This window comes from Bacillus sp. SRB_8, assembly GCF_003264205.1.
GTDB lineage: Bacteria > Bacillota > Bacilli > Bacillales > Bacillaceae_G > Bacillus_A > Bacillus_A mycoides.
Genome location: NZ_NADT01000018.1, coordinates 822,922 through 848,289, shown reverse-complemented (window position 1 = coordinate 848,289; position 25,368 = coordinate 822,922). Strand labels below are relative to the sequence as shown.

Below are 25,368 nucleotides of genomic sequence, written 5' to 3'. Positions count from 1 at the left end.
AAGGGAATAATAGGTAATTTATGTTAAAATATAAAGAGAGATAAAACATAGGAGAGCATGAGAGGGCGTGCTACATTTTGGGAGATACATTAAAAGATAATAAATCAAACAAGGCTTTAAAGATTGGAACCAATATCATACTTATCTTATTAATTATCGGTGCAATACAAATGTTTTATGATGAAGATTCTACGAATGATCATTTCGGTGGGTTATTTATGATGGTCTTTTTTGGAATTAAAATAATTTCTAATTTTATGATGAGTATAAAAGCAGGAGATAAAAAGTCGATATTCATTGATGTAGGCTTAATGATTTTTTTGTTCTTCTTGTTGTTTCTAGTGTGAAATATTTCTTTTGAAAAAAGTTCATATTCTTATAGAGGCTGTGAGCTTTCCTTAGTAATAACGGTACTAGTGTAACGATTTATAAAATGTTTGAGTAGTAGAAGTAAACTGAGCAGCTTCTTCTAAAAAAGGATAATGGTTACTCTCCTCAAATATCACAAAGATAGAATTACGTATACCCTCATGCATCTCGATAGAATATTGGATCGGGCACTGTACATCATATCTTCCGCATATAATAAGGGTCTTTGTTTGGATGGAAGGTAAATTCTCTCTTAAATCAAATGACGGATATTCATTGGCGAAAGTGTTCATCCGGCTAGCGGACATAGTTTTTTTGATTGGTTTACAAAAATAAAATTTGTAGTTTTCGGGTTTATACAATGATAATTTTGTTCTCTTAGTAGATAGTTCTTTCCGTTCTTCACTTGTAAGGTGAGGGCTTTTTAAAGTTTCGATGAGTTGTTGCATATAATGAAACTGAGGATGTGCTGGGTGATAAATGCAAAATAGTGTTTCGGTATAGTTACTTGCTGCGGCTCCAACGATGACTAATGATTGTAAGGAATTTGGATATGTAATCGCATATAAAAGTCCAAGCATACCGCCTGTTGAGTGGCCAGCGAAATGCCATGTTGGGAGTTGTAAAGCTTCTCGTATTGCTTCTAAGTCGTGAACGGTTTCAATCATACTTAATTCTTTTTCTGAATTGGCTTTTGCTGAGTTACCAGCGTTTCGTAAATTAATGAGCAATACACGATGCGTAGCAGTGAAAACATCCGCAAAGTAATCGCCAGTGTCATTAAATTGTGAATAGTGATGTGTAATACAAAGCGGTTCGCCATTTCCTTTTGTAAAGAGTTCGAATGTGCCGCGTTTCGTGTTGATTATTTGTTGTTTCCACATAGTGTCACTACCTTTTCTCATTAGAGTTGGGGTTAGTTCATTAATAAATAAAAAATATATCATCGATTCGACACGGAATATCGATTTAACGACAAAACACAACAATAGTAGCAAACAAACTATAAAAGAAAGGAGGCTGTTCAAAAAGCGAGCCTCCTCTCTGTTTAATATAAAGATTTTGTCATATTATTCCGAATAATTTCAAGAGATTTCGCTACAGTTAATGCATTTTTTTCTTCGATTTCTGGTTTTCTAGGGATAGGTTGATACATGTTGTCTGGATCTTCCCATGTAAGGGGAAGGTCGGTTTCTGCTTGTCCTTTCCAAGCGTCAATCCATTCTGGAGGGAGATAACCTGAGATGTTTTGGATGTTGTTCATTTCGAGCCAAATGAGTGCCCAAGCTCTTGGTACGACGCGCCAGTGATCATAGCCACCACCGCCGACAGCAATCCAGCGACCGTCGCAATATTCATTAGCGATTTCACGAGCGAGCTTCGGTATTTCACGGTAAATGTTCATCGTTGCGCAAAGGTGTGTAAGTGGATCGTAATAATGTGCATCAGCACCATTTTGCGTTAAAATAATATCCGGTTTAAAGTATGCTGCCACTTCTTTTACAACTGTTCGATATGAATCTAAAAACGATTCGTCTTCTGTAAAAGCGTCGAGTGGAACGTTAAAAGAATAATTATATCCATTTCCTTGTCCACGTTCATTTACTGCGCCAGTTCCAGGAAATAAATAACGCCCAGTTTCGTGTAATGAAATGGTGCATACGTTAGGATCGTCGTAAAAAGACCATTGTACCCCGTCACCGTGATGAGCATCTGTATCAATATATAAAACGCGTAAACCGTATTTCTTCTGAATATATTTCATTGCGATAGAGCTATCGTTATAAATACAAAAGCCAGATGCTTTACCACGAAAGCCATGATGTAAGCCACCACCTAAATTGAGGGCGTGCTTTACTTTCCCAGAAATAACAGCATCGACAGCTGTTAATGTTCCGCCAACGAGTAATGCACTTGCTTCGTGCATATTTGGAAACATCGGTGTATCTTCTGTTCCAAGTCCATATGTCATCGCAATTGATTTTTCTAACTTTCCTTCTCCAGCAAGTTTTACCGCATTTATGTACTCCTCTGTATGAATGAATGCAATTTCCTCATCTGTAGCCATTCTTGGCGAGATGACTTGAGAAGGGGAGATAAAACCACTCTTTTGTAATAAATCATACGTGAGTGTGACGCGTAGTTGGTTAAAAGGATGATCAGGGCTAAAAGAATAGCCCCGAAAGTCATCCGAATAAATGAAGGCGCTGCTCATGCTTGCATCCCCATTATGTTTGGCCATAATACGCGGTAGCCCTCTGTTTCGAGTGCATCAATCACTTTTAGAGGATTCATCGTTTGAATGCGGAAAACGAGTACTTTATCATTCTCATCTTTTGCTGGATAGACGAGAACGCTCACAATATTTATTTGTAAATCACTAAAAATAGCAACGACTTTTCCAAGAATACCAGGTTCATTTTTCACTTGAATTTCAATTTGTGAACTCGGTTGATGAGCTCCTGTTAATTTTACTAACGTGTGCAGCACTGTAGATTCAGAAATGATACCTACGAGTTTTCCAGCTTTCGTAACAGGAAGACAGCCTATTTTATTTTCAAAAAATAAAGTCGCAATTTCCTCAACGAAATCGAGAGGGTGACAAGTCATAACAGGGTGTTTCATTATGAGTTCAAGCGGTTGCTTCAGCATATCGAGTGAAACTTGTTCATCTAAAATAGACGGACTTGCATCTCTTACATCCCGATCAGAAATAATGCCTACGACATGATTATTTTGATCGACAATTGGAATGTGCCGAATGCCTTTCGTACGTATCGTTCGGATTGCTGTTTCAATTGTATCGTTTGGATGCAGTGTCACTACATCTTGATTCATAATTTCTTCTACAATCATTCCAGTTGCCCCCTTTATTAATACATAAAACGATTGTGAAAACGTAGACGATCAAATGCTTGAATAGAATCCGTATCGACGCGTTTACCGATGCGAACCATTAAACAGTTAGCCGGGTGTGAACAAATTTCAGGATCATCTGTAGCCATCCATTGTAAACCACCAGCATTCATCATTTTTTCCATTACTTTTCGGTATTCCCAAACATTTAAGCCTGTTTGTTTTAAATCCCAGTGCCAATAATATTCAGTCGTTAATATAATGTAATCTTCCATATGATCGTCCATCATTGAAACTTCTAATAAATTTTTTCCGACAGAGCAACCACGAAAGGCTGGGACAACTTCAATCGCCCCGAGTTCAATTAAGTTTTTAATCTTTCCTTCTGACCATCGCTCGAGCGGATCAGGATATAAGTATGTAACATATCCAACGATCGTTTGGTCATGTCTAGCAATAATGAGACGAGCTTCTGGTAATTTAGAAATTTCGACAATTGCTTTATATTGCTGCTCGGCAGGACGAAACGCAATTAAGTCTGGATGAAATTCATACATTTCAAGATTATGTGTAGAGACAGGACCTTCAATAATTAAAGTGCCTTTCGCTGTTTTTAAGTTTCTGGCATTATATATTTTTTTATGAATCAATTTATTGCTCACCACCTTGAGGGTTTGTGAATCTATTAATATCGTACTTTATAATATATGCGATGTGAATCGAATTTTGTCATTAAAAATTTGTCTAAAAATCAACAAAAATACTGAAAATTTTAAATAATGTCATTATAATAGATAATAGAATACATAGGAGGGGGATGTAAAGTATGAAAGTGGAAACGCTTCCTGTCATTAAAGGAGAAAATAATTTGCCGAATTATGAAGAGGCATACGCGAATTTTAACTGGGAAGAGGTTAATAAAAATTTTACTTGGAATGAAACAGGACGAGTAAATATGGCGTATGAGGCAATTGATAAGCATGCGAAATCAGATCGAAAGAATAAAGTAGCACTTTATTATCAAGATGGATCGCGAAAAGAGAAATATACGTTTAAGGAAATGAAGGATTTTTCTAATAAAGCAGGAAATGTCCTGAAAAACTATGGCGATGTTGAGAAAGGCGATCGCGTTTTTATTTTTATGCCGCGTTCCCCAGAATTATATTTCGCACTTTTAGGTGCAGTGAAATTAGGGGCAATTGTTGGACCATTATTTGAAGCATTTATGGAAGGCGCAGTTCGCGATCGTTTAGAAGATAGCGAAGCGAAGGTGTTAATTACAACTCCTGAATTGTTAGAGCGCATACCATTAAATGATTTACCTGCTTTAAAAACAGTCTTCCTTGTTGGAGACAATGCAGAAGAAGGCGGTAAAACTGTAGCGTTCAATCCTTTATTTGAACAAGCTTCAAAAGAATTACATATCGAGTGGTTAGGCCGTGAAGACGGTTTAATTCTACATTACACATCTGGTTCTACTGGTAAGCCAAAAGGCGTCCTTCATGCTCAAAACGCAATGGTTCAGCACTATCAAACAGCGAAATGGGTATTAGATTTAAAAGAAGATGATGTATATTGGTGTACAGCTGACCCAGGCTGGGTAACTGGAACAGCTTACGGTATTTTTGCACCGTGGTTAGTGGGAGCATCAAATGTTATTTTAGGCGGGAGATTTAGTCCAGAGGCATGGTATGAAGCACTGCAAGATTACGGTGTAACAGTTTGGTATAGTGCACCGACAGCGTTCCGTATGTTAATGGGAGCTGGACAAGACGCAATTAAAAAATATGATTTATCACAAGTGCGTCACGTATTAAGTGTTGGTGAGCCATTAAATCCAGAAGTAATTCGCTGGGGTATGAGCGCATTTGGACTTCGTATTCATGATACGTGGTGGATGACAGAAACAGGCGGACAAGTTATTTGTAACTATCCTTGTATGGAAATCCGTCCAGGTTCAATGGGGAAACCAATTCCGGGTGTGAAAGCAGCGATTGTTGATAATGAAGGAAATGAAGTGCCTCCATACACAATGGGGAACTTAGCAATTGGTAAAGATTGGCCATCTATGATGCGTGGAATCTGGAATAACCCACAAAAATATGATTCTTACTTCATGCCGGGAGATTGGTACGTATCAGGTGACTCTGCTTATATGGATGAAGATGGATACTTCTGGTTCCAAGGACGTATTGACGATGTAATTATGACGTCAGGTGAGCGTGTTGGTCCGTTTGAAGTAGAAAGTAAATTAATCGAGCATGCTGCTGTAGCAGAAGCTGGTGTAATTGGTATTCCTGATCCAGTACGCGGGGAAATCATTAAAGCATTTATCGCGCTTCGCGTGGGATACGAACCATCTGAAGAATTAAAAGAAGAGATTCGTCAATTTGTGAAAAAAGGCTTAGCAGCTCATGCAGCTCCAAGACAAATTGAATTTAGAGATAAATTACCGAAAACGAGAAGTGGTAAAATTATGCGCCGTGTATTAAAAGCTTGGGAGCTAAACTTACCAACAGGTGACTTATCAACGATGGAAGATTAAAAGAGGAAGGGTCTGAACAAGTAATATGTTCAGACCTTTCTTTTTTTATGTTATGATGTAGTTGTTCAACTTATATATATGAGTTAAAGGGGATAGTATGATGAAAACAGAAAAAGAAAAGATGATACAAGGGGAAATGTACATACCGGCTGATCCCGTTTTAGTAAAGGACAGGGAGCAAGCTCGTATATTAACGAGAAAATTAAATGAAACACCAGAAGTAAAACTAGAAGAACGTAGTGCAATCGTAAAAGAACTATTCGGAACGACTGGAGATAACATTCATCTTGAATCTTCTTTTAGATGTGATTACGGTTATAACATTCACGTTGGTGAAAACTTTTACGCAAACTTTGACTGTACGATTTTAGACGTATGCCCAGTTACAATCGGAGTGAACTGTATGTTAGCTCCAGGTGTTCACATTTATACAGCAACGCACCCGCTTGATCCAGTAGAGCGCATAAGCGGATCAGAGTACGGAAAACCAGTTACAATTGGCGATAACGTATGGATTGGCGGAAGAGCGATTATTAATCCGGGCGTAACAATTGGAGATAATGCTGTCATCGCATCTGGTGCTGTTGTAACGAAAGATGTGCCAGATAATGTAGTAGTTGGCGGGAATCCTGCGAGAATCATAAAAAAAATAAAATAATATTTGAACGAAGCGCCTTCCTCGTCTGTATACATTTATGAAAGAATAGATGAGGGAGGCTTTTTTATGTCTAATAAATTGATGCTGACTTTTGCTTTAATTGGAATTATAGTTGTGTTTTCTTGTGGTATGTTATTACCTATACCAATTGGATTTAAAATTTCAATGATTACAGTTGGGATTATTATGATTGTTATTTTTTCAATCCTTATTCCGTTTGATAAGAAGTATATTGTACGAAAAAATGGAAATAAAATTGATTTTACAAAGACAAAAGTGTATTTTCGCTGGAATGTATTTGATACTATTTCGGTTTGTCTTGCCGTGTATGCATGCATATGTGTGCAAGCATTAAACATTTTAGTTTCAACCGGCCATACAATTCAAAACCCTTACGTTCAATTTTTTGCGAATCAATCGCAAGTATGGATTATTGTTGCAAGTGCATATTTAATTTCCCGTATTTCATTAACGTTAAAAGGAATAAAGGAGATCAAAAAAAATGGCGCAGATTGGGATTGAGGAGGAGCTCATGCTTGCTTATCAAAATGGAGATAAGCAAGCCGGAGAAAAACTATATGTTTTAATCAAACCAGCGCTATATACATTTTTGTATCGATTTAATCGTGATGAACAACTGAGTATAGATCTCGTTCAAGATACGTTTTTGACTCTAGAGCGTAAGAAACATATGTATGAAACCCGAAAAGGAAAAATTAAAACGTATTTATTTCAAATTGGTTATCGTCTCATGATTAATAAATTAAATAGGAGAAAAAAGTGGCGCACGCTTTTGCCATTTTTAGTGCCGATTCAGGAAAAGGAGTTTTCTCACGAAGATCGTCTCACGGTAAGAGAAGCAATTTTGAAAGTTCCTGAAGAACAGCGAGCGGTCCTGATTCTCTCTTATTATCATGATATGCAGCAAAAAGAAATTGCAGAGGTACTGGATATTCCTGTTGGAACAGTGAAGTCGAGACTTCATAACGGGATAAAGAAATTGAAACAATTGCTGGAGGTGGATGAAATTGAGCGAAAATCCTTTTAAGAATGAATATAAATTAAAGCAGCATTTAGATAGCGATCATGTAGAAATACCGGATTTTCCGAAAACGGTAAGCCGCTTCGATCGATTACTTGGATTTCTTGCTTCTCCGGCCAAAGATCCTGTGGAAGCGACGATTGGGAATGATTTATCGGTTGTGTTTCATGTGTCGTTATTAGTTGGTGTTCCAGTTATTTCTCTTATTACGATATTCCTTGCGACTTTATAAAGGATTGGTAGGGAAAGAACTCATACCTCTATTTGACACGCCTATATAAATGATGGTATAAAGAAAAGTATATGAATAATTGAGCGTGGAAAGGGAGAAGTAGTGATCATTTCCCTGTTTTAGAGAGCTGATGGTCGGTGGAAATCAGCACATAGATGATCGCGAATTACGCCCCTAGAGCATCTTTTTTCGATTGAGTTATATTCAAAAGGGAAAAGACGGTGCTAAGCCGTTATGTAAATAAGGTGGTAGGCTTTTTTTGTCTGCAACTAGGGTGGTAACGCGATGATCAAAATCGTCCCTTATTTAAAGGGGCGATTTTTTTATGTTTTCAACCTTCACGCCAGTAATGAACTTAAAGGAGAGTATGTAGGATATGGGTATTTTACAAGATCTTGAATTTCGCGGTCTAATTAACCAGCAAACAGATGCTGAGGGCCTTGAGCAATTATTAGAAAAAGAAAGCGTTAAATTATACTGTGGTTTCGACCCGACAGCGGATAGCTTACACATCGGTCATATGTTACCAGTATTAATGTTACGTCGTTTCCAATTAGCTGGTCACCAACCAATCGCACTTGTTGGCGGTGGTACTGGTATGATCGGTGACCCAAGTGGTAAAAAAGCAGAGCGTACATTAAATACGAAAGATACAGTTGCTTACTACACAGAAAGCATTAAAAACCAACTTTCAAACTTCTTAGAGTTCGAAAACGTGGACAACCCAGCAACAATGGCTAATAACTATGATTGGCTTGGTAACTTAGATGTAATTTCATTTTTACGCGATATCGGTAAAAACTTCGGTTTAAACTATATGTTAGCAAAAGATACAGTAGCATCTCGTTTAGATACTGGTATTTCATTCACTGAGTTTAGTTATATGATTTTACAATCATACGACTTCTTAAACTTATACCAAAACCATAATTGCCGTCTACAAATCGGTGGTAGTGACCAATGGGGTAACATTACAGCGGGTCTTGAATTAATCCGTAAATCAGAAGAAGATGCGAAAGCATTCGGTTTAACAATTCCGCTAGTTACAAAATCTGATGGTACGAAGTTTGGTAAAACAGAGGGCGGCGCAATTTGGTTAGACCCAGAGAAAACAACTCCTTACGAGTTCTACCAATTCTGGATCAATACAGATGACCGCGATGTAGTTAAATACTTAAAATACTTCACATTCTTATCTCATGAAGAAATTCTTGAGCTTGAGAAGCAAGTAACTGAAGCACCAGAAAAACGTGCAGCACAAAAATCATTAGGATCTGAAATGACAAAACTTGTTCACGGCGAAGAAGCGTTAGAGCAAGCAATTAAAATTTCAGCTGCATTATTCAGTGGCTCTGTAGCAGAACTTACTGCAAACGAAATCGAGCAAGGATTCAAAGACGTACCATCTGTAGAACGTACTGCAGAAGATACAGTATTAATCGACTTACTTGTAGAAAGCAAAATTTCACCATCTAAACGTCAAGCACGTGAAGATGTAACTAACGGTGCAATCTACGTAAACGGTGAGCGTACACAAGCGTTAGACTACGTTGTAACAGAAAACGACCGCATCGAAGGTAAATTCACAATCATTCGCCGCGGTAAGAAGAAATATTTCTTAATTCGTTACTAATCAGAAAAGAAATTAAAACAAATAGTACCCCGAATGGTAGGCTGAAAAGTCTATCGTTCGGGGTTTTTATGTATGCATTTAAATTGCCTCATGATTTCTTTTAAATAGAATATGAAGAATTAATACGAGCATGTAAAGTAAGCTAATTAGCATAACGACAAATGCCCCGGGATAAAATTTTGCCGCATATATAAAGAAATCGATTTGATAAATATCGTCATAATGTGAAACGTACCCTTTAAAATAATTCGTAAACTTAGCGCTATATTTCCATTCATCAGGATAATCTATTAAATTACTCCCTTGATACCAACTCATAAGTGCTGAAGTAATAAACAGCATAAATGCACTGCCTAACTGAACCATTTGGTTTATTGTCAAAATGAAACAACCTCCTATTTAATGGTTATTATAGCGTGCATTCGTATTCCTGGAACCTTTTTGTTGTAATCTCCTTTTCGAGTTCATACGGAAATCACATGTAAGCGGTATGATAAATGTATAACAAATAGAAAGGAGTGGTAAAACAAAATGTCACTAGAAGCGCTCATTATTTTTTCTTTGCTAAACGCTGGTCAGCTTGCAGAGCATTCGAAGGTTGATGTACATAAAGAGCAGAAAGATGCTTATGTATATGTTCAAAAAGAGGAAAATAAATAATTTTATTTTATATATAAAAATAAAGGCTGTTTGAAGTAACTGTTTAGTTGCTTTAAACAGTCTTTTTTAGCTAGAAAGAATAAATCTGTCTAAGGACGTCGTCGATAAATCAAAGAGAAAATGTCGTTATTATATGCGTAGTTTTAACTGTAATTATTAGATGTAAATTAAAAAAGTCTTTTTTAAAAAATAAAGGGGGTGTGAAATGTCTACGAAAATCTATAAATTATTACATAATAAAAGCCACAACTCATATGAGTGTGACTTAAATGTTTTTATTCAGCCTCAGCCTCGAAGCGTAAAGTGATTAAAACTCAAATGAAACCATAAGATATCTAGCAGGATTTATTTTCCTAGATTTGAAATTGTTATATCAATTTTGTTTCTTTTTGCAGTGTTTAAAGCGTTGCTTAGTAAATCTAAAAAAATTGTACCTGTTGGAGTAGCATGATAATTGGCTAAATTAGTTATTTTATTAGGGATTTTATTTCCCCAAGGTGGCTGTTTTTCCATGTGCTCAATATCCCAAATGACTTCTGCAGGAGGTAATTCACTTAAAATTTTTCTTATCTCTTCTACATTTTGAAGTGCTTCTTCTGTGTCCTCCCAACGTAACTTGTCGAAATATAAATTCTTCATTAATAGTGGGTACTTAGTGCCCCAACCTTCAGACTCTGTATGATATGACATGGTTGAAAAAAAGCTATGTAAAAAATCAGGGTGTCCTGTTTCATAGAAAAATATATCTACTTTAAATCCTACTGCCATTAATATCAATCCTCTCGTTTAAATATTACCTCGGGTGTTTCTTTAGACTTTTCTCTTATTTTTCTTACGATATCAAATAAAGCCTCTTCAGGAACAGTTTGTCCTCGTATATCAATGATGACAGTTTGCTTTGTACCTATAGGTAAATTATCAACCCTATCATTAACTTGTTTAACAATAACTCTAACTAGGTTACTTTTTTTGATGAAGTAGACAAGTCATAATTTTTCACTTCCAAGCTGTGATCCTTTGTGTAAAAATCAGGTCTTGTACTACCTTTTGTAACTTTTGAAACTTCTTCTCTATCTTTAAAAGCAACTTTAAAGTATAATTTCATATTTGCACCTTCTTATTCATGAATTTTGAAATAGTCTTTTGGTATCTCGCCTTTTATCAAATACTCATTAACTCTTTTTGTCCACTTTAGAGCGAGTTTTTTTATGAGAACTTCGGTACCTCGTATATTAGCGGAAATGGAAGTGGCAGAAGAAGCTAAAAAGGAAGTACTGTAATAAAGGGAATTTCTTATATAGTAATAACCTTATGTTGTAATATGTATTTACAACATAAGGAGGTAGAAAATGGATTGGATTAAAATTATTACGCTAATTTTTTCTGGTATTACAGCAGTAATGGTAATCATCAATTCTATAAAAGATTATCTTACTAGGAAAAAAGATCGTAGGATAGCCGTGGTGTTACCTGAAAAAAGAAGAATGCAAAATGAATTATTTGAACATATTATAAAAGTTCTTGATCTTGGTAGAAGATGTCTTGAAGAAACGGATGAGAACGAAAAACAAAAGATGAAATATGAATTATTAAATCATAAACCGTTCATTTGGATTAATTTAGATAGGGAAAATTGTTTTCAGGAAGATTTAAGGAAGAGATGTAACCTATATATTACGTGGTGTGCTGATTTTGTAGATTCATCGAAAGAGGAAGAAAAGAATAACTATAAGAATTCTTCTAATCAAGAGAGGAAACATATATGGGTTTTAATTGATAAGTATATTGAAGAAGAAAATAAATCAATTGAAAAATTAATGTAGTCACATTTAATAGAGTGTGGCTTTTTACTATTCATTGAATATGCTTGTATGTGGAAAGAATGGGTAACATTAGATAATGCACTGAAGTAAAAAAAGTGAACGGGTATGAAAAAATATTCGTTCACTTTTATTTTACTCTTTATAAATGTAATTCATAATTTCCGTCGGTACTATCAGGCTTTCTAAATATTTCCTCGAATGGACCAACCCTTTTTGAAAAACCATTTTTTAATGCAAAATGGTAACCTTCTTCAGTTATAACTTCCTGTAATACTAATCGCTCGAAGCCTTTTTCTTTAGCGAATGTTTTAAACCATTCAAGAACAATACTTCCCTTACCTTGATTACTTGGTGTAATGTTTATAGCAGTAATCGCCAAGTATGGATCGGGGTAAAACTCGCTTCTAAGGTTAATGGTGACTTTAGATTCTTTAGAAGAAATATTTAAAGCATACTTAGAAACCCCTTCTATGAACATTATTTCATCTTATACTAATTCGTCTAATAACATTTTTAATTTTTGAAAGTCTTGTACATGAAGAGTGATCTCGTTGAATTTTTCTTTCAAAACAATTAACTCCTTTTATCATCTGTTTTTTGCGCTTATCCATTTCTATACACACGCCAGCCATTATATTTTTTGCCCCAAACTAGCCCCACTTAGCCCCAGGTACATTCTTTTTTATGTGTTATTTTGCATTGTTAATGATAAATAAAAAAAGCCCAGGCCCCTTGATAAACAAGGTTCCTAAGGCTTTTAATAATACTCTTTGCAGAGTACCGAGATTAACGAGAGTAGAACTCTACGATTAATGCTTCGTTGATTTCAGCTGCTAACTCAGAACGCTCAGCGTGACGAGTGTAAGTAGCTTCTAACTTATCAGCATCGAAAGTTAAGTATTCTGGTACGAAGTTGTTAACTTCGATCGCTTCTTTAACAACAACAAGGCTGTTAGATTTTTCGCGAACGCTGATAGTTTGGTTAGGTTTAACGCGGTAAGATGGGATATCTACGCGAGCGCCATCAACCGTGATGTGACCGTGGTTTACTAATTGGCGAGCTGCACGACGAGTGCGAGCTAAGCCCATGCGGTAAACTAGGTTGTCAAGACGAGCTTCAAGAAGGATCATGAAGTTTTCGCCGTGCTTACCAGGCATTTTACCTGCTTGGTCAAATGTGCGACGGAATTGACGCTCAGTCATGCCGTACATGTGACGAAGTTTTTGTTTCTCTTGTAATTGTAAACCGTATTCTGAAAGTTTCTTACGTTGGTTAGGACCGTGAGGACCTGGTGCGTAAGGGCGTTTTTCTAATTCTTTTCCTGTGCCGCTTAGAGAGATTCCAAGACGACGAGACAGTTTCCATGCTGGACCTGTATAACGAGCCATAGTTGACTCCTCCTTTAAAAATGTTTTTATTTTCGTAAAATAAAAACAGACGTAATCGATATTTACGGGTATTTTGTTTTCATGTACCTTCGCTCCAGCAGCAGGGAGTTACGAGATACACCTCCGCAGAGGAACAAAATACAAACGATAAACTCACATTACAAGGCTGCCTTTTTATTTTACACAAACGCTATTATATCTTTTACTTACAGTTTCGTCAAGAGACTCCCTTTTTGTTTTATGCAGATAAATTTTGGGAATTAACAAGAAGGAATTTAAAACAATATAAAAGAAGAGATAGAAACAGAAGTGAAACGCTTACATAAAATGTAGTAAAGACGTTCATCAGATTTTTCCTGGTGGATATGTGGAAATAAAGACATAAGGGGGATGTTTTTATGAAAAAGAAACATATAGAGACAGCATTAATTCATCACGGATATGAATCAAATGAAAATAAAGGGAGTTTAACACCACCTTTATTTCAAACTTCTACATTTACGTTTGAGACAGCACAGCAAGGAGAAGCGAGTTTTGCGGGAGAAGATCCATCTTATATTTATTCAAGGCTTGGGAATCCAACAGTGAAATTATTTGAAGAACGTATGGCTGTTTTAGAAGATGGAGAGGAAGCGCTGGCGTTCGGTTCAGGTATGGCAGCCATTTCAGCAACTTTAATCGGTTTTCTAAAGGCTGGAGATCATATTATTTGTTCAAATGGATTATATGGATGTACGTACGGTTTTTTAGAAGTATTAGAAGAGAAATTTATGATTACGCATTCGTTTTGTGATATGGAGACAGAGACTGATATTGAAAATAAAATTCGTCCAAATACAAAGCTCATTTTCGTTGAAACACCGATAAATCCAACGATGAAATTAATTGATTTAGAAAAGGTGATCGGGGTAGCGAAGCGCAATGATTTGCTTGTTATTGTCGATAATACGTTTTGTTCCCCTTATTTACAAAGACCTCTTGAGCTCGGTTGTGACGCCGTCGTTCACAGTGCGACAAAATATATTGGTGGTCACGGGGATGTTGTAGCGGGTGTAACAATTTGTAGAACGAAAGCGTTAGCTGATAAAATTCGTCCGATGCGAAAAGATATCGGCGGTATTATGGCGCCGTTTGACGCATGGTTATTGTTACGCGGATTAAAAACATTAGCAGTAAGAATGGATCGTCATTGTGATAATGCGGAAAAAATTGTATCGTTTTTGAAAAATCATGAAGCAGTAGAAGGTGTTTGGTATCCGGAGGGAGAATTAGCATCCCACCAAATGAAACGAGGCGGGGGCGTTATTTCTTTTTCAATTAAAGGCGGGAAAGAGGAAACACAGTCGTTTATCAATGACCTCCATTTTATTACAATTGCCGTAAGTTTAGGTGATACAGAAACGTTAATTCAGCATCCAGCGACGATGACGCATGCAGCTATTCCAGCTGAACTAAGAATAGAAATGGGTATTTTCGATAATTTAATACGCCTATCTGTCGGCTTAGAATCATGGGAAGATATCGTTTCTGATTTAGAACAGGCGCTAAAGAAGATATCTACTGTGAGTAATCAATAAAAAAGAGTGAGCTATCGGTTTCGTACGTTACGTACGTAATCGATAGCTCACTCTTTTCTTTATTAAATATGTTTTAGGAGTGTTTCCACAAACTTTTCTAAATAGTGCTGATCTACTTCATCGAAACGATTTTTTTCAGGACTATCAATATCAAGCACACCAATGATATTTCCTTCTTTCATAATCGGTACAACGATTTCAGAATTAGAGGCACTATCGCAAGCGATATGTCCTGGGAATTGGTGAACATCTGCTACAAGTTGCGTTGTTTCTGTTTCAGCTGCAACGCCGCAAACACCACGTCCGAACGGAATACGCACGCAAGCTGGTATCCCTTGGAATGGTCCAAGAACAAGTTGATTTCCTTCTGTTACATAAAAGCCAACCCAATTAACGCGATCTAAAAATTGATTTAATAGTGCGGACGCATTTGATAAGTTTGCGACTACGTTCGGTTCGCCAGTTAATAATGCATCCAGTTGTTTAATTACTGTCTCATATTGCTCTTCACGAGATCCTGCATAACTTTCTTTTGTAAACATGGAAACAACTCCCTTTTTAGCGAGATATGTAAAACGATAGCAAAATACGATGTATTTCACATGACTTTGTCGATAGAAAATTAAAGGGATTTGTCTTAAAAGTCAAGAAATTTAAACTATAGCTGTTCATTGAGAGGAAGTGAGCGCATGAAGCAGACGAAACAAAAAGTAATTGATGCGGCAATATCGTTGTTTAATACGAAAGGTTATGACGGGACATCAGTGCGAGACATTGCAAAGCGAGCGGATGTGAATGTAGCGAATATTTCATATTATTTTGCTGGAAAGCAAGGGTTATTAGAACAGCTTATTACTGATTTTTTAGAAGGATATATTCACGTAATTGAAACGTCATTTGAACAGAGAGAATATTTATCGGCTAAAGATGTGATGGTGCAAATGGTGCGCGGGATTTTACGATATCAATTTGATAATAGAGAACTGACACGTTTTTTTTATAGAGAGCTTTCGCTTGATACGACATTAATTCGTGAAGTGATGACCGTTTATTTTTCTAGAGAAAGATATTATATAGAGCAAATCATTAAACAAGGACAAATGAAGCAAGAATTTAAAAAGGTATCTTTTACAATGTTTATGACGCAATTAAAAGGCATGATGAATATGCCGTTTTTATATCCACAATATATATCAGAGGTGCTACACTCATTTCCGTCTGAGACGTTTTTCTTAGAAATGTATACGAAGGAAATTGAGCAATGGATGGAACGAACATTATATAAAGCGAGTATGTATTATGAACTACCAAGAGCTGTTCATATGTGAAAAATCCCCACCTAACGAACTGAGGTGGGGATTTTTATATGTTGTTTTCTTTGCCATAAATTGTTGCATACTAGCGCAATAATTGTTAATGAACAGCTAATTGTATACCCAGAAATATGTGATGTAAGGAAAATGATTATGAATGTGTTTCAATGTATGGGCGCGAAACCAATAATTGCGGTTGAAACATCTTATGCAGAACCGATGATTGCGATGGTAGGAGCTGGACTTGGTATAACATTGCTTCCGGAAACCGCTTTACAGTAAGCCGTAATGCAAGGTAACGTACGTGCGATTTCTGTAGAACCACCACTAATGCGAAAGATTTATTTCGTCTCTCATATGAAAGAGAGCTCGTTATCCTGCATTAACTGCCCGTAAAAGTCTTACCTTTATTGCATTCATTTGAGGACGGATAATGGAATAAGTGGAATATTAAGAAATATTACAATCACATGTAAAGAAACATGAAATTTTTAAAAAAACTAGGTCAAAAACACGTCATTACATGGTATGATTAGAACATTGTTAGTTGTTAAATATAGGGGAATTCCCTTTTTATACATAATGCCTTCCATTTCATAAACGGAACGGACAAAAAAAGAGATATAACTAGGAGGCTTTTTTGCATGGATTCTATCCTGACGATCGTTATCATTGTAGTAAGCTCTATTCTAGTGCTGCTCATGATAGAGCTTGTGATAAGAAATCGTTCATATAAAGATATTGAAGCACTGGAGCAGTGGAAACAAGAGATAAAAGATAAACCTGTGGCAGATGAACTAAAGCGGGTAAAAGATTTAAATATGACAGGTCAAACGGAAGAGCTGTTTGGTAAATGGCGTGAAGAGTGGGATGAAATTGTATCAACAACTCTTCCGAAAGCTGAAAAAGATTTAGGGCAAGCGCGAAAATTCGCCTCGCAATTCTCCTTCCGCAAAGCAAAGCATGCGATGAAAGAATCCATAAGTGGTTTAGATGACGCTGATAATCGTATTACAGACATTTTAAATGAATTACAGCAACTGTTAGAAAGCCATGAGAAAAATAGCGCGGAAATTGAAGGGTTACGTGATACATATCGTAGTATGAAAAAGAGCGTTCTTGCTCATCGACACATGTATGGAGCAGCTGAGCAAAAAATTGAAGAGATGTTAGATGGTGAATCCGAGAAGTTCAAAACTTTTGAAGAGGCAACAGATAATGGTGATTATTTAAAAGCGAGAGAAATTGTTATTAGTTTAGAAGAAGGTTTAGCAAGTTTAGAAATCGTTATTCATCAAATTCCGGATTTATTGGTAGAGTGTCAAGCGACATTACCAGTTCAGCTGGAAGATTTATTACAAGGTCATGATGATATGATAAGACAAGGCTATGTATTAGAGTATTTGGAAATCCCTAAAGAAGTCCGCGATATGACGACACAACTACACACATGTTTAATGGATATACAGGAACTTCATATAACAGAAGCAGCAGAAAAAGTAGAGAACTTAAAAACTCGTTTAGACAGTTTTTATGATCAACTTGAACAAGAAGTGCATGCGAAACATTATGTGGAGCAAAAAACACTGTCTGTTTATGAAGATTTAGAAGAAATTCGTACAGAAACAATTGAAACGAAAATAGAAACACAACTTGTGAAACAAAGTTATCAATTACAAGACAAAGATATTGAGTCACAAAAAGTAATTGAAAAGCAAATGCATATTTTAATGAAACGTTTTGAAGTGTTACAAATACGCGTTGCTGAACAAGATATTGCATTCTCTATTATTCGTGAGGAACTAGAAGAGGTTTATGAGCAATGTGAAACTTTAAAAGTACTTCATGCAGAATATAAAGAAATGCTGCAAACGATGCGCAAAGAAGAATTTGAAGCACGTGAGAAGTTACAAGAAATGCGAAATACAATTTTTGAGACGAAACGTTTTATGCAAAAGTCGAATTTACCAGGTCTTCCAGAGAGTATTATGGAAGATTTACAAAAAGGGCAAATGGCGATGCAGGCTGTATATGAGCAATTAGAAGTAAAGCCGTTAAATATGAATACTGTAAATAGCAGTTTAGAAGAAGCATACACAGTTGTGAATGGTGTATCTGAAATGACAGAAGAATTAATTGGACAAGCTTATTTAGTTGAAAAACTAATTCAATACGGTAACCGATACCGCAGTCATGATGAGAATCTTGCAGAAAGCTTAAATTATGCGGAGAAATTATTCCGTGAATATCAATACGATGCAGCTTTAGAACAAGCGGCTTCTATATTAGAGCAACTTGAACCTGGTGTTGTTCAAAAAATAGCTGAATATGTAGACAATGAGCAAACCCTTTAATAAAGGGTTTGTTTTTTTGTGTAATTTTGAAGTCGATGTTGCTATAATGAATAGCGGAATACAGTAAGGTTGTTCGTTTCAAAATAAAGTGAAACCATAAGTGATGGGGTTTCATCCACCACTGATTATTAATCTTCACCACTCAGTATGCCTGCAAATGGCCGGGGGAAATGTACACTTTTATATAAAAACGGAACCTTTGAGTAGTCTTAGCGTAATTACACGTATTTGTGATATGATTATATGATGTGATAGCGCTGAAAGGGGAAGAACGATGATCTATTTTGATAATAGTGCGACGACGAAGCCATATCCAGAAGCGCTTCAATCGTACGTAACGGTTGCAGGGAAATATTTTGGTAATCCTTCTTCTATCCACTCGCTTGGAGGAGAGGCAGAGCGTCTATTAACACAATCGAGAACGATTGCGGCACAGCTCCTTCACGTTAAACCTTCTGAAATTATTTTCACATCAGGTGGAACGGAAGGGAATAACCTTGCGATTAAAGGGATAGCGATGAGGAATCGTTCGCGCGGCAAACATATCATTACAACAAATATTGAACACGCGTCTGTGTTTGAAGCATATAAACAATTAGAAGATCTCGGTTTTGATGTAACGTATTTACCGGTTAACGAGCACGGTGTTGTATCGGTAGAAGATGTAAAACGAGCACTTCGTGAAGATACGATTCTTGTGTCAATTATTCACGTGAACAACGAGACTGGAGCGATTCAGCCCGTTGCTGAAATTGGAACATTATTAACGAACTATCCGAAAATAAGATTTCACGTGGACCATGTACAAGGGATAGGAAAAGTACCACTTGATTTATACGCTTCTCATATTGACCTTTGTTCAATATCTGGACATAAATTTCATAGCGTAAAGGGGACAGGTCTTCTTTACGTACGTGATGGTGTAAGATTAGATCCAATCTTATCAGGTGGTCAACAAGAGCTCAAGTATCGTTCAGGTACAGAAAATTTACCTGGTATTGTAGCGATGGTGAAAGCACTTCGTATGACGATGGAACAAGTGAAAGAAAAGATAGTTCATTTGCAAAATTTACAAACAGAGCTGGTCCGTTTCTTTAAAGAGATGGAAACTGTAACGATTAATACATCACTTGAATATGCGGCACCGCACATTTTAAATGTATCATTTGTCGGTTTAAAACCAGAAGTAGTCGTTCATGCTTTAGAAGAGCATGGTGTATATGTATCGACGAAGTCTGCTTGTTCTTCAAAAGCAAATGAAGTGAGCAGAGTACTAGTGGCAATGGGAGTACCGCACGCCGCAGCTACAAGTGCGATTCGCATTAGTCTAGCACCAGACAACACGATGGAAGAAGTAAAACAATTTGAAGGTATTGTTAAAGAGACGATGCCAAAATTATATGAAGTGATGAGGTAAAGAAATATGATGACATATGAATATATTTTAGTTCGTTATGGAGAAATGACGACAAAAGGAAAGAACCGTTCTAAGTTTGTAAGTACGTTAAAAGATAATGTGAAATTCAAATTAAAAAAATTCCCAAACATTAAAATTGATGCAACACATGATCGTATGTACATTCAGTTAAATGGTGAAGACCATGAAGCAATTTCTGAAAGATTGAAAGATGTATTTGGTATTCATAAGTTTAACTTAGCAATGAAAGTACCATCAGAATTAGAAGATATTAAAAAAGGTGCATTAGCAGCTTTCTTACAAGTAAAAGGTGATGTGAAAACATTTAAAATTACAGTGCACCGCTCTGATAAGCGCTTCCCAATGAAGACGATGGAGTTACTTCCAGAAATCGGTGGGCACATTTTAGAAAATACAGAGGATATCACAGTAGATGTTCATAATCCAGATGTGAATGTACGTATAGAAATTCGCAGTGGTTACAGCTATATTATGTGTGGTGAGCACATGGGAGCTGGCGGTTTACCAGTTGGTGTTGGCGGAAAAGTAATGGTACTTCTTTCTGGTGGTATCGATAGCCCGGTAGCAACTTACTTAACGATGAAACGCGGCGTATCTGTGGAAGCAGTTCACTTCCATAGTCCACCTTTCACAAGCGAGCGCGCGAAACAAAAAGTAATCGATTTAGCACAAGAGTTAACGAAATACTGTAAACGTGTAACACTTCACCTTGTTCCATTTACTGAAGTGCAAAAAACGATTAATAAAGAAATTCCATCTAGCTATTCTATGACAGTTATGCGTCGTATGATGATGCGTATTACAGAGCGTATTGCAGAGGAGCGTAATGCACTTGCAATTACGACTGGTGAAAGTCTTGGACAAGTAGCGAGCCAAACGTTAGATAGTATGCATACGATTAACGAAGTGACAAACTATCCTGTTATTCGTCCGCTTATTACGATGGATAAATTAGAAATTATTAAAATTGCAAAAGAAATTGGAACGTATGATATTTCAATTCGTCCATATGAAGACTGCTGTACAGTATTTACACCAGCAAGTCCATCGACGAAACCGAAGCGTGAGAAAGCAAATCGTTTTGAAGCGAAGTACGATTTCGCGCCGTTAATTGAAGAGGCTGTAGCGAACAAAGAAACAATGGTATTACAAACAGTAGAAGTAGTGGCTGAAGAAGAAAAATTCGAAGAACTTTTCTAAACCCATAAATTACCACATTCAAATGTGCATGAAGTCATGTTGTTTATCACACTCTATACTCACAAGGAGGTGATACAACATGGCAAGCACAAATAAATTAGCAGTATCTGGTGCTCAAGCAGCATTAGATCAAATGAAATACGAAATCGCTCAAGAGTTTGGTGTTCAACTTGGAGCTGATGCAACATCTCGCGCTAACGGATCTGTTGGTGGCGAAATTACTAAACGTCTAGTTTCACTAGCTGAGCAACAATTAGGCGGTTACCAAAAATAATCCCATATACGATGGCTTAGAAAGAGCGGGTTCTCCCGCTCTTTCTTTTTGTCGTTATTTGCCGGTGAATCGTTATGTTAAAAACATCGTCGCTATACATTCATACATCATTTCGACATAAATATAAAAAAATTGTCAAAAGAAGAGGGTTCAAAATTTACTGAAAATTCTTTATTATATAAGGGAGGCATAGAAATAAAGGAGGATGTTATATGAAGAGAGAAGAATTGTTAGCGCCGCCGTCTTATAATTTAGTTTCGGAAATAGAGAAATATACGAGTGATAAAGAGAAGCTTGCTTTAATTTGGCAAGATGATAAAGGGAATAGACGAGAGATTACATATTTTGAATTAATGCAAGGTGCGAATAAAATTGGAAATGCTTTTATAAAAAGTGGCTTACAAAAAGGGGACAAGCTCCTTATTATGATGCCGCGCTTAATTGAAGCTTACATGACGTATATTGCTGCGATTAAAGCAGGATTTGTCGTTATTCCAAGCTCAGAAATGTTGCGTAAAAAAGATATTGAGTACCGTATTGGGCACGGAGAAGTGAAAGCAATTGTAAGTTACGAACCGTATATTGGACAATTCGACGGCGTAGAAGCGGTGGAATCTCTTCAAAAATTCGTTTTGAGCGAGCGTTCAGTAGATGGATGGACGAATTTAAAAACAGCATTAGAAACGGAAAGTGATACGTTAGAAATGGCGAAGACGGATAAAGAAGATATGGTCTTTTTATCTTATACGTCAGGGACGACAGGAAATCCAAAAGGAGTTGTTCATACGCATGCATGGGCATACGCTCATTTACGTACAAGCGCCCCGAACTGGCTCGGAATCGAAGAAGAAGATGTTGTATGGGCAACGGCTAGTCCAGGTTGGCAAAAATGGATTTGGAGCCCGTTTGTAGCGACTCTCGGTTCAGGTGCAACAGGATTTGTATACAATGGTAAGTTTGAACCAAAAACGTATTTAAATTTATTAGGCGATAATAAGGTGAATGTGCTTTGTTGTACGCCGACTGAGTATAGATTAATGGCAAAGGTAGAAAATTTAAGTGAGTACAATTTAGAAGCGTTACATAGCGCTGTATCAGCTGGTGAGCCGTTAAACAGGGAAGTTATTGAAACGTTCCAAAGGCATTTTGATATTACGGTAAGAGACGGTTATGGGCAAACGGAAAACACATTACTCGTTGGAATAATGAAAGGGATGGACATTAGACCAGGATCAATGGGAAAACCGACGCCAGGAAATCATGTTGATATCGTAAATGAAGAAGGAACTCCTGTACAGGTAGGAGAAGTTGGTGATATTGCAGTTCACATTGAAACACCAGCACTCTTTAAACAATATTATAAAGACGATGAGCGCACAGCGATGCAATTCCGCGGTGATTATTATATTACCGGTGATAAAGCGAAAAAAGATGAAGAAGGCTATTTTTGGTTTGAAGGTCGCGGTGATGATATTATTATTAGCTCTGGTTATACAATCGGACCGTTTGAAGTCGAAGATGCACTTGTAAAACATCCATATGTAAGAGAATGTGCGGTTGTTGCAAGCCCTGATGAAATTCGCGGAAGTGTCGTGAAGGCATTTATCGTATTAAGAGAGAATATAGACAAGAACGAAGAAACATTAATTCCAGTGCTCCAACAACACGTCAAAGAATTGACTGCACCATATAAATACCCTCGCAAAATTGAATTTGTAGATGAACTACCAAAAACGATTTCCGGAAAAATTCGCCGTATTGAACTTAGAAAACAAGAAATGGAGCTTCCTTCAAAATAATTTTGAAAATAGGGAAGTAAATAGTTGAATGAAATGTAAAACGATGATATTATAAAAACGAACATAAGTTCGATTTTATAAACTAAAAAAAGAGGTGTCCGTATGATTTTAGGTATTAATCCGTACTTAGTTTTAGATGGTAGTGGGCAAGAAGCTGTACAGTTTTACAAAGAGGCGTTAGACGCAAAAGTAGAAGTAATGCAAACTTTTGGTGACATGCCTGAAAATCCAGAATACCCAATTCCAGCTGAAGCGAAAGAGCGCGTTTTACATGCTACTTTAAAAGTTGGTAATACGGACCTTATGATTTCTGATACATTCCCAGGTCAAGGGCACGCAATCGGATCTCAAGTAACAATCGCAATTCAAATTAATAATGCAGAAAAAGCGAAAGAAGTATTTGATAAGTTACAAGAAGGTGGAGAAGTTATTATGCCACTTCAAGAAACTTTCTGGAGCCCAGCTTACGGACAAGTAAAAGATAAATTTAGCATTGAATGGCAAATTACAACGAATCCTACTGAACAAAATTAATTTTTGGAAAAGTACCATTTTTAATCGAAATGGTGCTTTTTTTATACGAATGAATTTCGTAGACTAAAGGGAAAAGGGGGATGAGTATATGGGAGAAATTTGGTATGGCGGCACCATTTACACTATGCGAGAAGAGAATGAAAAAGTAGAAGCTATTTACGTTGAAAATGGCGTCATTGTTGATATAGGGAATAAAGAAGAGTTAGAAAACCGATATTCAGAAGTGAAGTTATATGACTTAAAAGGGAAAACGATGATTCCAGGGCTGGTTGATAGCCATATGCATCTTATTGGGCATGGGGAGAGGTTGCTTCGTCTAGATCTATCAAATTGCAAATCTTATAGCGAAGTACTTACTCTTGTTCAGAAGCGCGTAGAAGAAGCGCCAAAAGGATCTTGGATTATCGGAGAAGGATGGAATGAAAATAATTTTACAGATACAAAACAAGTTCATGTACGTGATTTAGATGAAATCTCTAAAGAACATCCGATTTTATTAAAGCGTGTTTGTCGTCACGTGACATGGGTGAATTCATACATATTGCAAGAAGCGAACATAACAGAAGCGACGCAAGATCCAAAGGGCGGGAAAATTGGCCGTGATGCGTCAAATAATTTAACAGGACTTTTATATGAGCAAGGACAAGAGTTAATTAAACATGTTCAGCCCGAAATAGATGGAGTGTATTTGCAAAGTGCTCTGCAAACAGCGATTTCAGACTGCTGGCAATACGGACTCGTTGGCGGACATACGGAAGACTTAAATTATTATGGCGGCTTTCAAAAAACGTACAATGCGTTTTCACACGTTATAAAAGAAATGCGGTTTAAAGCGCATTTACTCGTTCACCATGAAGTAGCGAATGAACGAAAAGAATATGAAAATGAGCACTATATTGAATTTGGTGCGATGAAAATTTTTTCTGACGGCTCTTTTGGCGGAAGAACAGCTTTATTAAGTGAACCGTATGAAGATGCGAAGGAAACAAATGGAGTTGCCATTTTCTCACGTGAAGAGCTTGCAGGTTTAGTGAAAAAAGCACGAGATTTACATATGCCAGTTGCGATTCATACAATTGGTGATTTATCGCTTGAATATGTCATTGATGCGCTTGAATTACATCCACCAGCAGAAGGATTACGTGACCGTATTATTCATTGTCAGCTAGCTCGTGAAGAGTTGATTGAAAGAATGAAACAATTGCCAGCTATTATTGATATTCAGCCAGTCTTTGTTTCATCGGATTTTCCATCAGTGATTGAAAAACTAGGAGACCATCGTCTTCGTTATGCGTATGCTTGGAAGACGTTACTGGATGCAGGATTACACTGTAATGGAGGCTCTGATGCTCCAATTGAACAAGTGAATCCGTTTTTAGGTATATATAGTGCTGTTACACGTAGAAGTTTTATTGATGGTGTATGTTATATGCCAGAAGAAAGATTAACGGTATATGAGGCTGTTTCTTTATTTACAACAGGAAGTGCGTATGCAATTGGAAAAGAAGGAAAGCGAGGACAAATTACAAAAGGATATGAAGCAGACTTTACGATATTAGACCGCAATATTTTTGAAATTGAGGCGGAAGAAATAAAAGAAGTACAGGCAGAAATGACCGTCATTGATGGGAAGATTGTTTATAGAAAAGACGTCTAAAAATTTGAGGGAGCG

28 protein-coding genes, 2 pseudogenes and 1 other annotated feature are annotated in these 25,368 nt (G+C 36.8%); of the genes and pseudogenes, 19 read left to right on the top strand and 11 right to left on the bottom strand.

What is annotated here, in order from left to right:
• Positions 1-77 precede the first annotated feature (77 nt).
• Positions 78-347 carry a hypothetical protein gene (locus B5P40_RS14535; protein ID WP_002129432.1) on the top strand — a complete coding sequence of 90 codons (270 nt, stop codon included), beginning with the start codon at positions 78-80 and terminating at the stop codon, positions 345-347.
• Positions 348-413: 66 nt separating this feature from the next.
• Here the strand turns inward: B5P40_RS14535 and B5P40_RS14530 are convergent, their stop codons facing one another.
• The 4 genes from B5P40_RS14530 to acuA all read right to left on the bottom strand — a co-directional run bounded on the left by B5P40_RS14530 (position 414) and on the right by acuA (position 3,875).
• Entirely contained in the window at positions 414-1,274 is an 861-nt protein-coding gene (locus tag B5P40_RS14530; RefSeq protein WP_370458374.1) for an alpha/beta fold hydrolase, read from the bottom strand.
• A gap of 143 nt (positions 1,275-1,417) precedes the next feature.
• Complete coding sequence (acuC, locus tag B5P40_RS14525) at positions 1,418-2,584, bottom strand: acetoin utilization protein AcuC (RefSeq protein ID WP_078175968.1); 1,167 nt, start codon at positions 2,582-2,584, stop codon at positions 1,418-1,420.
• Positions 2,581-3,225 carry an acetoin utilization AcuB family protein gene (locus tag B5P40_RS14520; protein ID WP_002190901.1) on the bottom strand — a complete coding sequence of 215 codons (645 nt, stop codon included), beginning with the start codon at positions 3,223-3,225 and terminating at the stop codon, positions 2,581-2,583. Before B5P40_RS14520 ends, acuC begins: the two co-directional genes overlap by 4 nt.
• Positions 3,226-3,242: 17 nt before the next feature.
• Positions 3,243-3,875, bottom strand: a complete 633-nt coding sequence (gene acuA / locus B5P40_RS14515; protein WP_002190900.1) for an acetoin utilization protein acetyltransferase AcuA — start codon at positions 3,873-3,875, stop codon at positions 3,243-3,245.
• Between the two features lie 176 nt (positions 3,876-4,051).
• Between acuA and acsA the strand changes: the two genes are divergently transcribed.
• The 6 genes from acsA to tyrS all read left to right on the top strand — a co-directional run bounded on the left by acsA (position 4,052) and on the right by tyrS (position 9,335).
• Positions 4,052-5,770 carry an acetate--CoA ligase gene (acsA, locus tag B5P40_RS14510; protein ID WP_002190899.1) on the top strand — a complete coding sequence of 573 codons (1,719 nt, stop codon included), beginning with the start codon at positions 4,052-4,054 and terminating at the stop codon, positions 5,768-5,770.
• 100 nt (positions 5,771-5,870) lie between these two features.
• Complete coding sequence (locus B5P40_RS14505) at positions 5,871-6,428, top strand: maltose acetyltransferase domain-containing protein (protein WP_002129424.1); 558 nt, start codon at positions 5,871-5,873, stop codon at positions 6,426-6,428.
• Between the two features lie 66 nt (positions 6,429-6,494).
• Positions 6,495-6,950, top strand: coding sequence for a hypothetical protein (locus B5P40_RS14500; protein ID WP_002190898.1), 456 nt, complete (start codon positions 6,495-6,497; stop codon positions 6,948-6,950).
• Positions 6,931-7,476: an RNA polymerase sigma factor gene (locus B5P40_RS14495; protein WP_002190897.1), complete on the top strand. Its 546-nt coding sequence runs from the start codon at positions 6,931-6,933 to the stop codon at positions 7,474-7,476. Before B5P40_RS14500 ends, B5P40_RS14495 begins: the two co-directional genes overlap by 20 nt.
• Complete coding sequence (locus B5P40_RS14490; protein ID WP_002190896.1) at positions 7,457-7,702, top strand: hypothetical protein; 246 nt, start codon at positions 7,457-7,459, stop codon at positions 7,700-7,702. The genes B5P40_RS14495 and B5P40_RS14490 overlap by 20 nt, the downstream gene beginning before the upstream one ends.
• 77 nt (positions 7,703-7,779) lie before the next feature.
• Positions 7,780-8,008, top strand: a binding site (T-box leader).
• A 70-nt stretch (positions 8,009-8,078) separates the two neighbouring features.
• Positions 8,079-9,335 (top strand): tyrosine--tRNA ligase, encoded by a 1,257-nt coding sequence (gene tyrS / locus B5P40_RS14485; protein ID WP_002190895.1) that lies wholly within the window; start codon positions 8,079-8,081, stop codon positions 9,333-9,335.
• 78 nt (positions 9,336-9,413) lie between these two features.
• Here the strand turns inward: tyrS and B5P40_RS14480 are convergent, their stop codons facing one another.
• Entirely contained in the window at positions 9,414-9,716 is a 303-nt protein-coding gene (locus tag B5P40_RS14480; RefSeq protein WP_002190894.1) for a YjdJ family protein, read from the bottom strand.
• A gap of 150 nt (positions 9,717-9,866) precedes the next feature.
• Here B5P40_RS14480 and B5P40_RS14475 point away from each other — a divergent pair, with 150 nt between their 5' ends.
• Positions 9,867-9,995, top strand: a complete 129-nt coding sequence (locus B5P40_RS14475) for a hypothetical protein (RefSeq protein ID WP_000050938.1) — start codon at positions 9,867-9,869, stop codon at positions 9,993-9,995.
• Positions 9,996-10,340: 345 nt separating this feature from the next.
• On the opposite strand, the gene B5P40_RS14470 is transcribed toward B5P40_RS14475, so the two are convergent.
• Positions 10,341-10,763 (bottom strand): immunity 70 family protein, encoded by a 423-nt coding sequence (locus B5P40_RS14470; RefSeq protein WP_002190892.1) that lies wholly within the window; start codon positions 10,761-10,763, stop codon positions 10,341-10,343.
• Positions 10,764-10,950: 187 nt separating this feature from the next.
• Positions 10,951-11,100 (bottom strand): hypothetical protein, encoded by a 150-nt coding sequence (locus B5P40_RS33445; RefSeq protein ID WP_002190891.1) that lies wholly within the window; start codon positions 11,098-11,100, stop codon positions 10,951-10,953.
• Positions 11,101-11,344: 244 nt separating this feature from the next.
• Here B5P40_RS33445 and B5P40_RS14460 point away from each other — a divergent pair, with 244 nt between their 5' ends.
• A complete protein-coding gene (locus tag B5P40_RS14460; RefSeq protein ID WP_002190890.1) occupies positions 11,345-11,818 on the top strand; it encodes a hypothetical protein in 474 nt (157 codons plus the stop codon).
• Between the two features lie 139 nt (positions 11,819-11,957).
• Here the strand turns inward: B5P40_RS14460 and B5P40_RS14455 are convergent, their stop codons facing one another.
• A complete protein-coding gene (locus B5P40_RS14455) occupies positions 11,958-12,296 on the bottom strand; it encodes a GNAT family N-acetyltransferase (protein ID WP_002190888.1) in 339 nt (112 codons plus the stop codon).
• A 308-nt stretch (positions 12,297-12,604) separates the two neighbouring features.
• Positions 12,605-13,207 carry a 30S ribosomal protein S4 gene (rpsD, locus tag B5P40_RS14450; RefSeq protein ID WP_002015568.1) on the bottom strand — a complete coding sequence of 201 codons (603 nt, stop codon included), beginning with the start codon at positions 13,205-13,207 and terminating at the stop codon, positions 12,605-12,607.
• 398 nt (positions 13,208-13,605) lie between these two features.
• Between rpsD and megL the strand changes: the two genes are divergently transcribed.
• Positions 13,606-14,784, top strand: coding sequence for a methionine gamma-lyase (megL, locus tag B5P40_RS14445; RefSeq protein WP_002190887.1), 1,179 nt, complete (start codon positions 13,606-13,608; stop codon positions 14,782-14,784).
• 62 nt (positions 14,785-14,846) lie between these two features.
• Here the strand turns inward: megL and B5P40_RS14440 are convergent, their stop codons facing one another.
• On the bottom strand, positions 14,847-15,326 hold the full coding sequence (locus B5P40_RS14440) for a GAF domain-containing protein (RefSeq protein WP_113709348.1): 480 nt from the start codon (positions 15,324-15,326) through the stop codon (positions 14,847-14,849).
• A gap of 147 nt (positions 15,327-15,473) precedes the next feature.
• On the opposite strand from B5P40_RS14440, the gene refZ reads away from it, so the two are divergent.
• Positions 15,474-16,112: a forespore capture DNA-binding protein RefZ gene (gene refZ, locus B5P40_RS14435; RefSeq protein WP_002160225.1), complete on the top strand. Its 639-nt coding sequence runs from the start codon at positions 15,474-15,476 to the stop codon at positions 16,110-16,112.
• A gap of 11 nt (positions 16,113-16,123) precedes the next feature.
• Here refZ and B5P40_RS34360 read toward each other — a convergent pair.
• Positions 16,124-16,252 (bottom strand): annotated as a pseudogene (locus tag B5P40_RS34360) (EamA family transporter); the annotation flags it as partial.
• On the opposite strand from B5P40_RS34360, the pseudogene B5P40_RS14430 reads away from it, so the two are divergent.
• From B5P40_RS14430 to B5P40_RS14395, 8 genes and pseudogenes are all read left to right on the top strand, one after another.
• Positions 16,200-16,493 (top strand): annotated as a pseudogene (locus tag B5P40_RS14430) (LysR family transcriptional regulator substrate-binding protein); the annotation flags it as partial. The pseudogenes B5P40_RS34360 and B5P40_RS14430 overlap by 53 nt on opposite strands.
• 248 nt (positions 16,494-16,741) lie before the next feature.
• Positions 16,742-18,451 carry a septation ring formation regulator EzrA gene (gene ezrA / locus B5P40_RS14425; RefSeq protein ID WP_002190884.1) on the top strand — a complete coding sequence of 570 codons (1,710 nt, stop codon included), beginning with the start codon at positions 16,742-16,744 and terminating at the stop codon, positions 18,449-18,451.
• A gap of 274 nt (positions 18,452-18,725) precedes the next feature.
• Positions 18,726-19,868 (top strand): cysteine desulfurase family protein, encoded by a 1,143-nt coding sequence (locus B5P40_RS14420; RefSeq protein WP_033731427.1) that lies wholly within the window; start codon positions 18,726-18,728, stop codon positions 19,866-19,868.
• A 6-nt stretch (positions 19,869-19,874) separates the two neighbouring features.
• Positions 19,875-21,089 carry a tRNA uracil 4-sulfurtransferase ThiI gene (gene thiI, locus B5P40_RS14415; RefSeq protein ID WP_002067574.1) on the top strand — a complete coding sequence of 405 codons (1,215 nt, stop codon included), beginning with the start codon at positions 19,875-19,877 and terminating at the stop codon, positions 21,087-21,089.
• 79 nt (positions 21,090-21,168) lie between these two features.
• Positions 21,169-21,363: an alpha/beta-type small acid-soluble spore protein gene (locus B5P40_RS14410; RefSeq protein ID WP_000168891.1), complete on the top strand. Its 195-nt coding sequence runs from the start codon at positions 21,169-21,171 to the stop codon at positions 21,361-21,363.
• A gap of 212 nt (positions 21,364-21,575) precedes the next feature.
• Positions 21,576-23,162 (top strand): acyl-CoA synthetase MbcS, encoded by a 1,587-nt coding sequence (gene mbcS / locus B5P40_RS14405; protein ID WP_002167572.1) that lies wholly within the window; start codon positions 21,576-21,578, stop codon positions 23,160-23,162.
• Between the two features lie 102 nt (positions 23,163-23,264).
• Positions 23,265-23,696, top strand: a complete 432-nt coding sequence (locus B5P40_RS14400) for a VOC family protein (RefSeq protein ID WP_002190882.1) — start codon at positions 23,265-23,267, stop codon at positions 23,694-23,696.
• Positions 23,697-23,784: 88 nt separating this feature from the next.
• Complete coding sequence (locus tag B5P40_RS14395) at positions 23,785-25,353, top strand: amidohydrolase (protein ID WP_002190881.1); 1,569 nt, start codon at positions 23,785-23,787, stop codon at positions 25,351-25,353.
• The last annotated feature ends 15 nt before the right edge of the window (positions 25,354-25,368 follow it).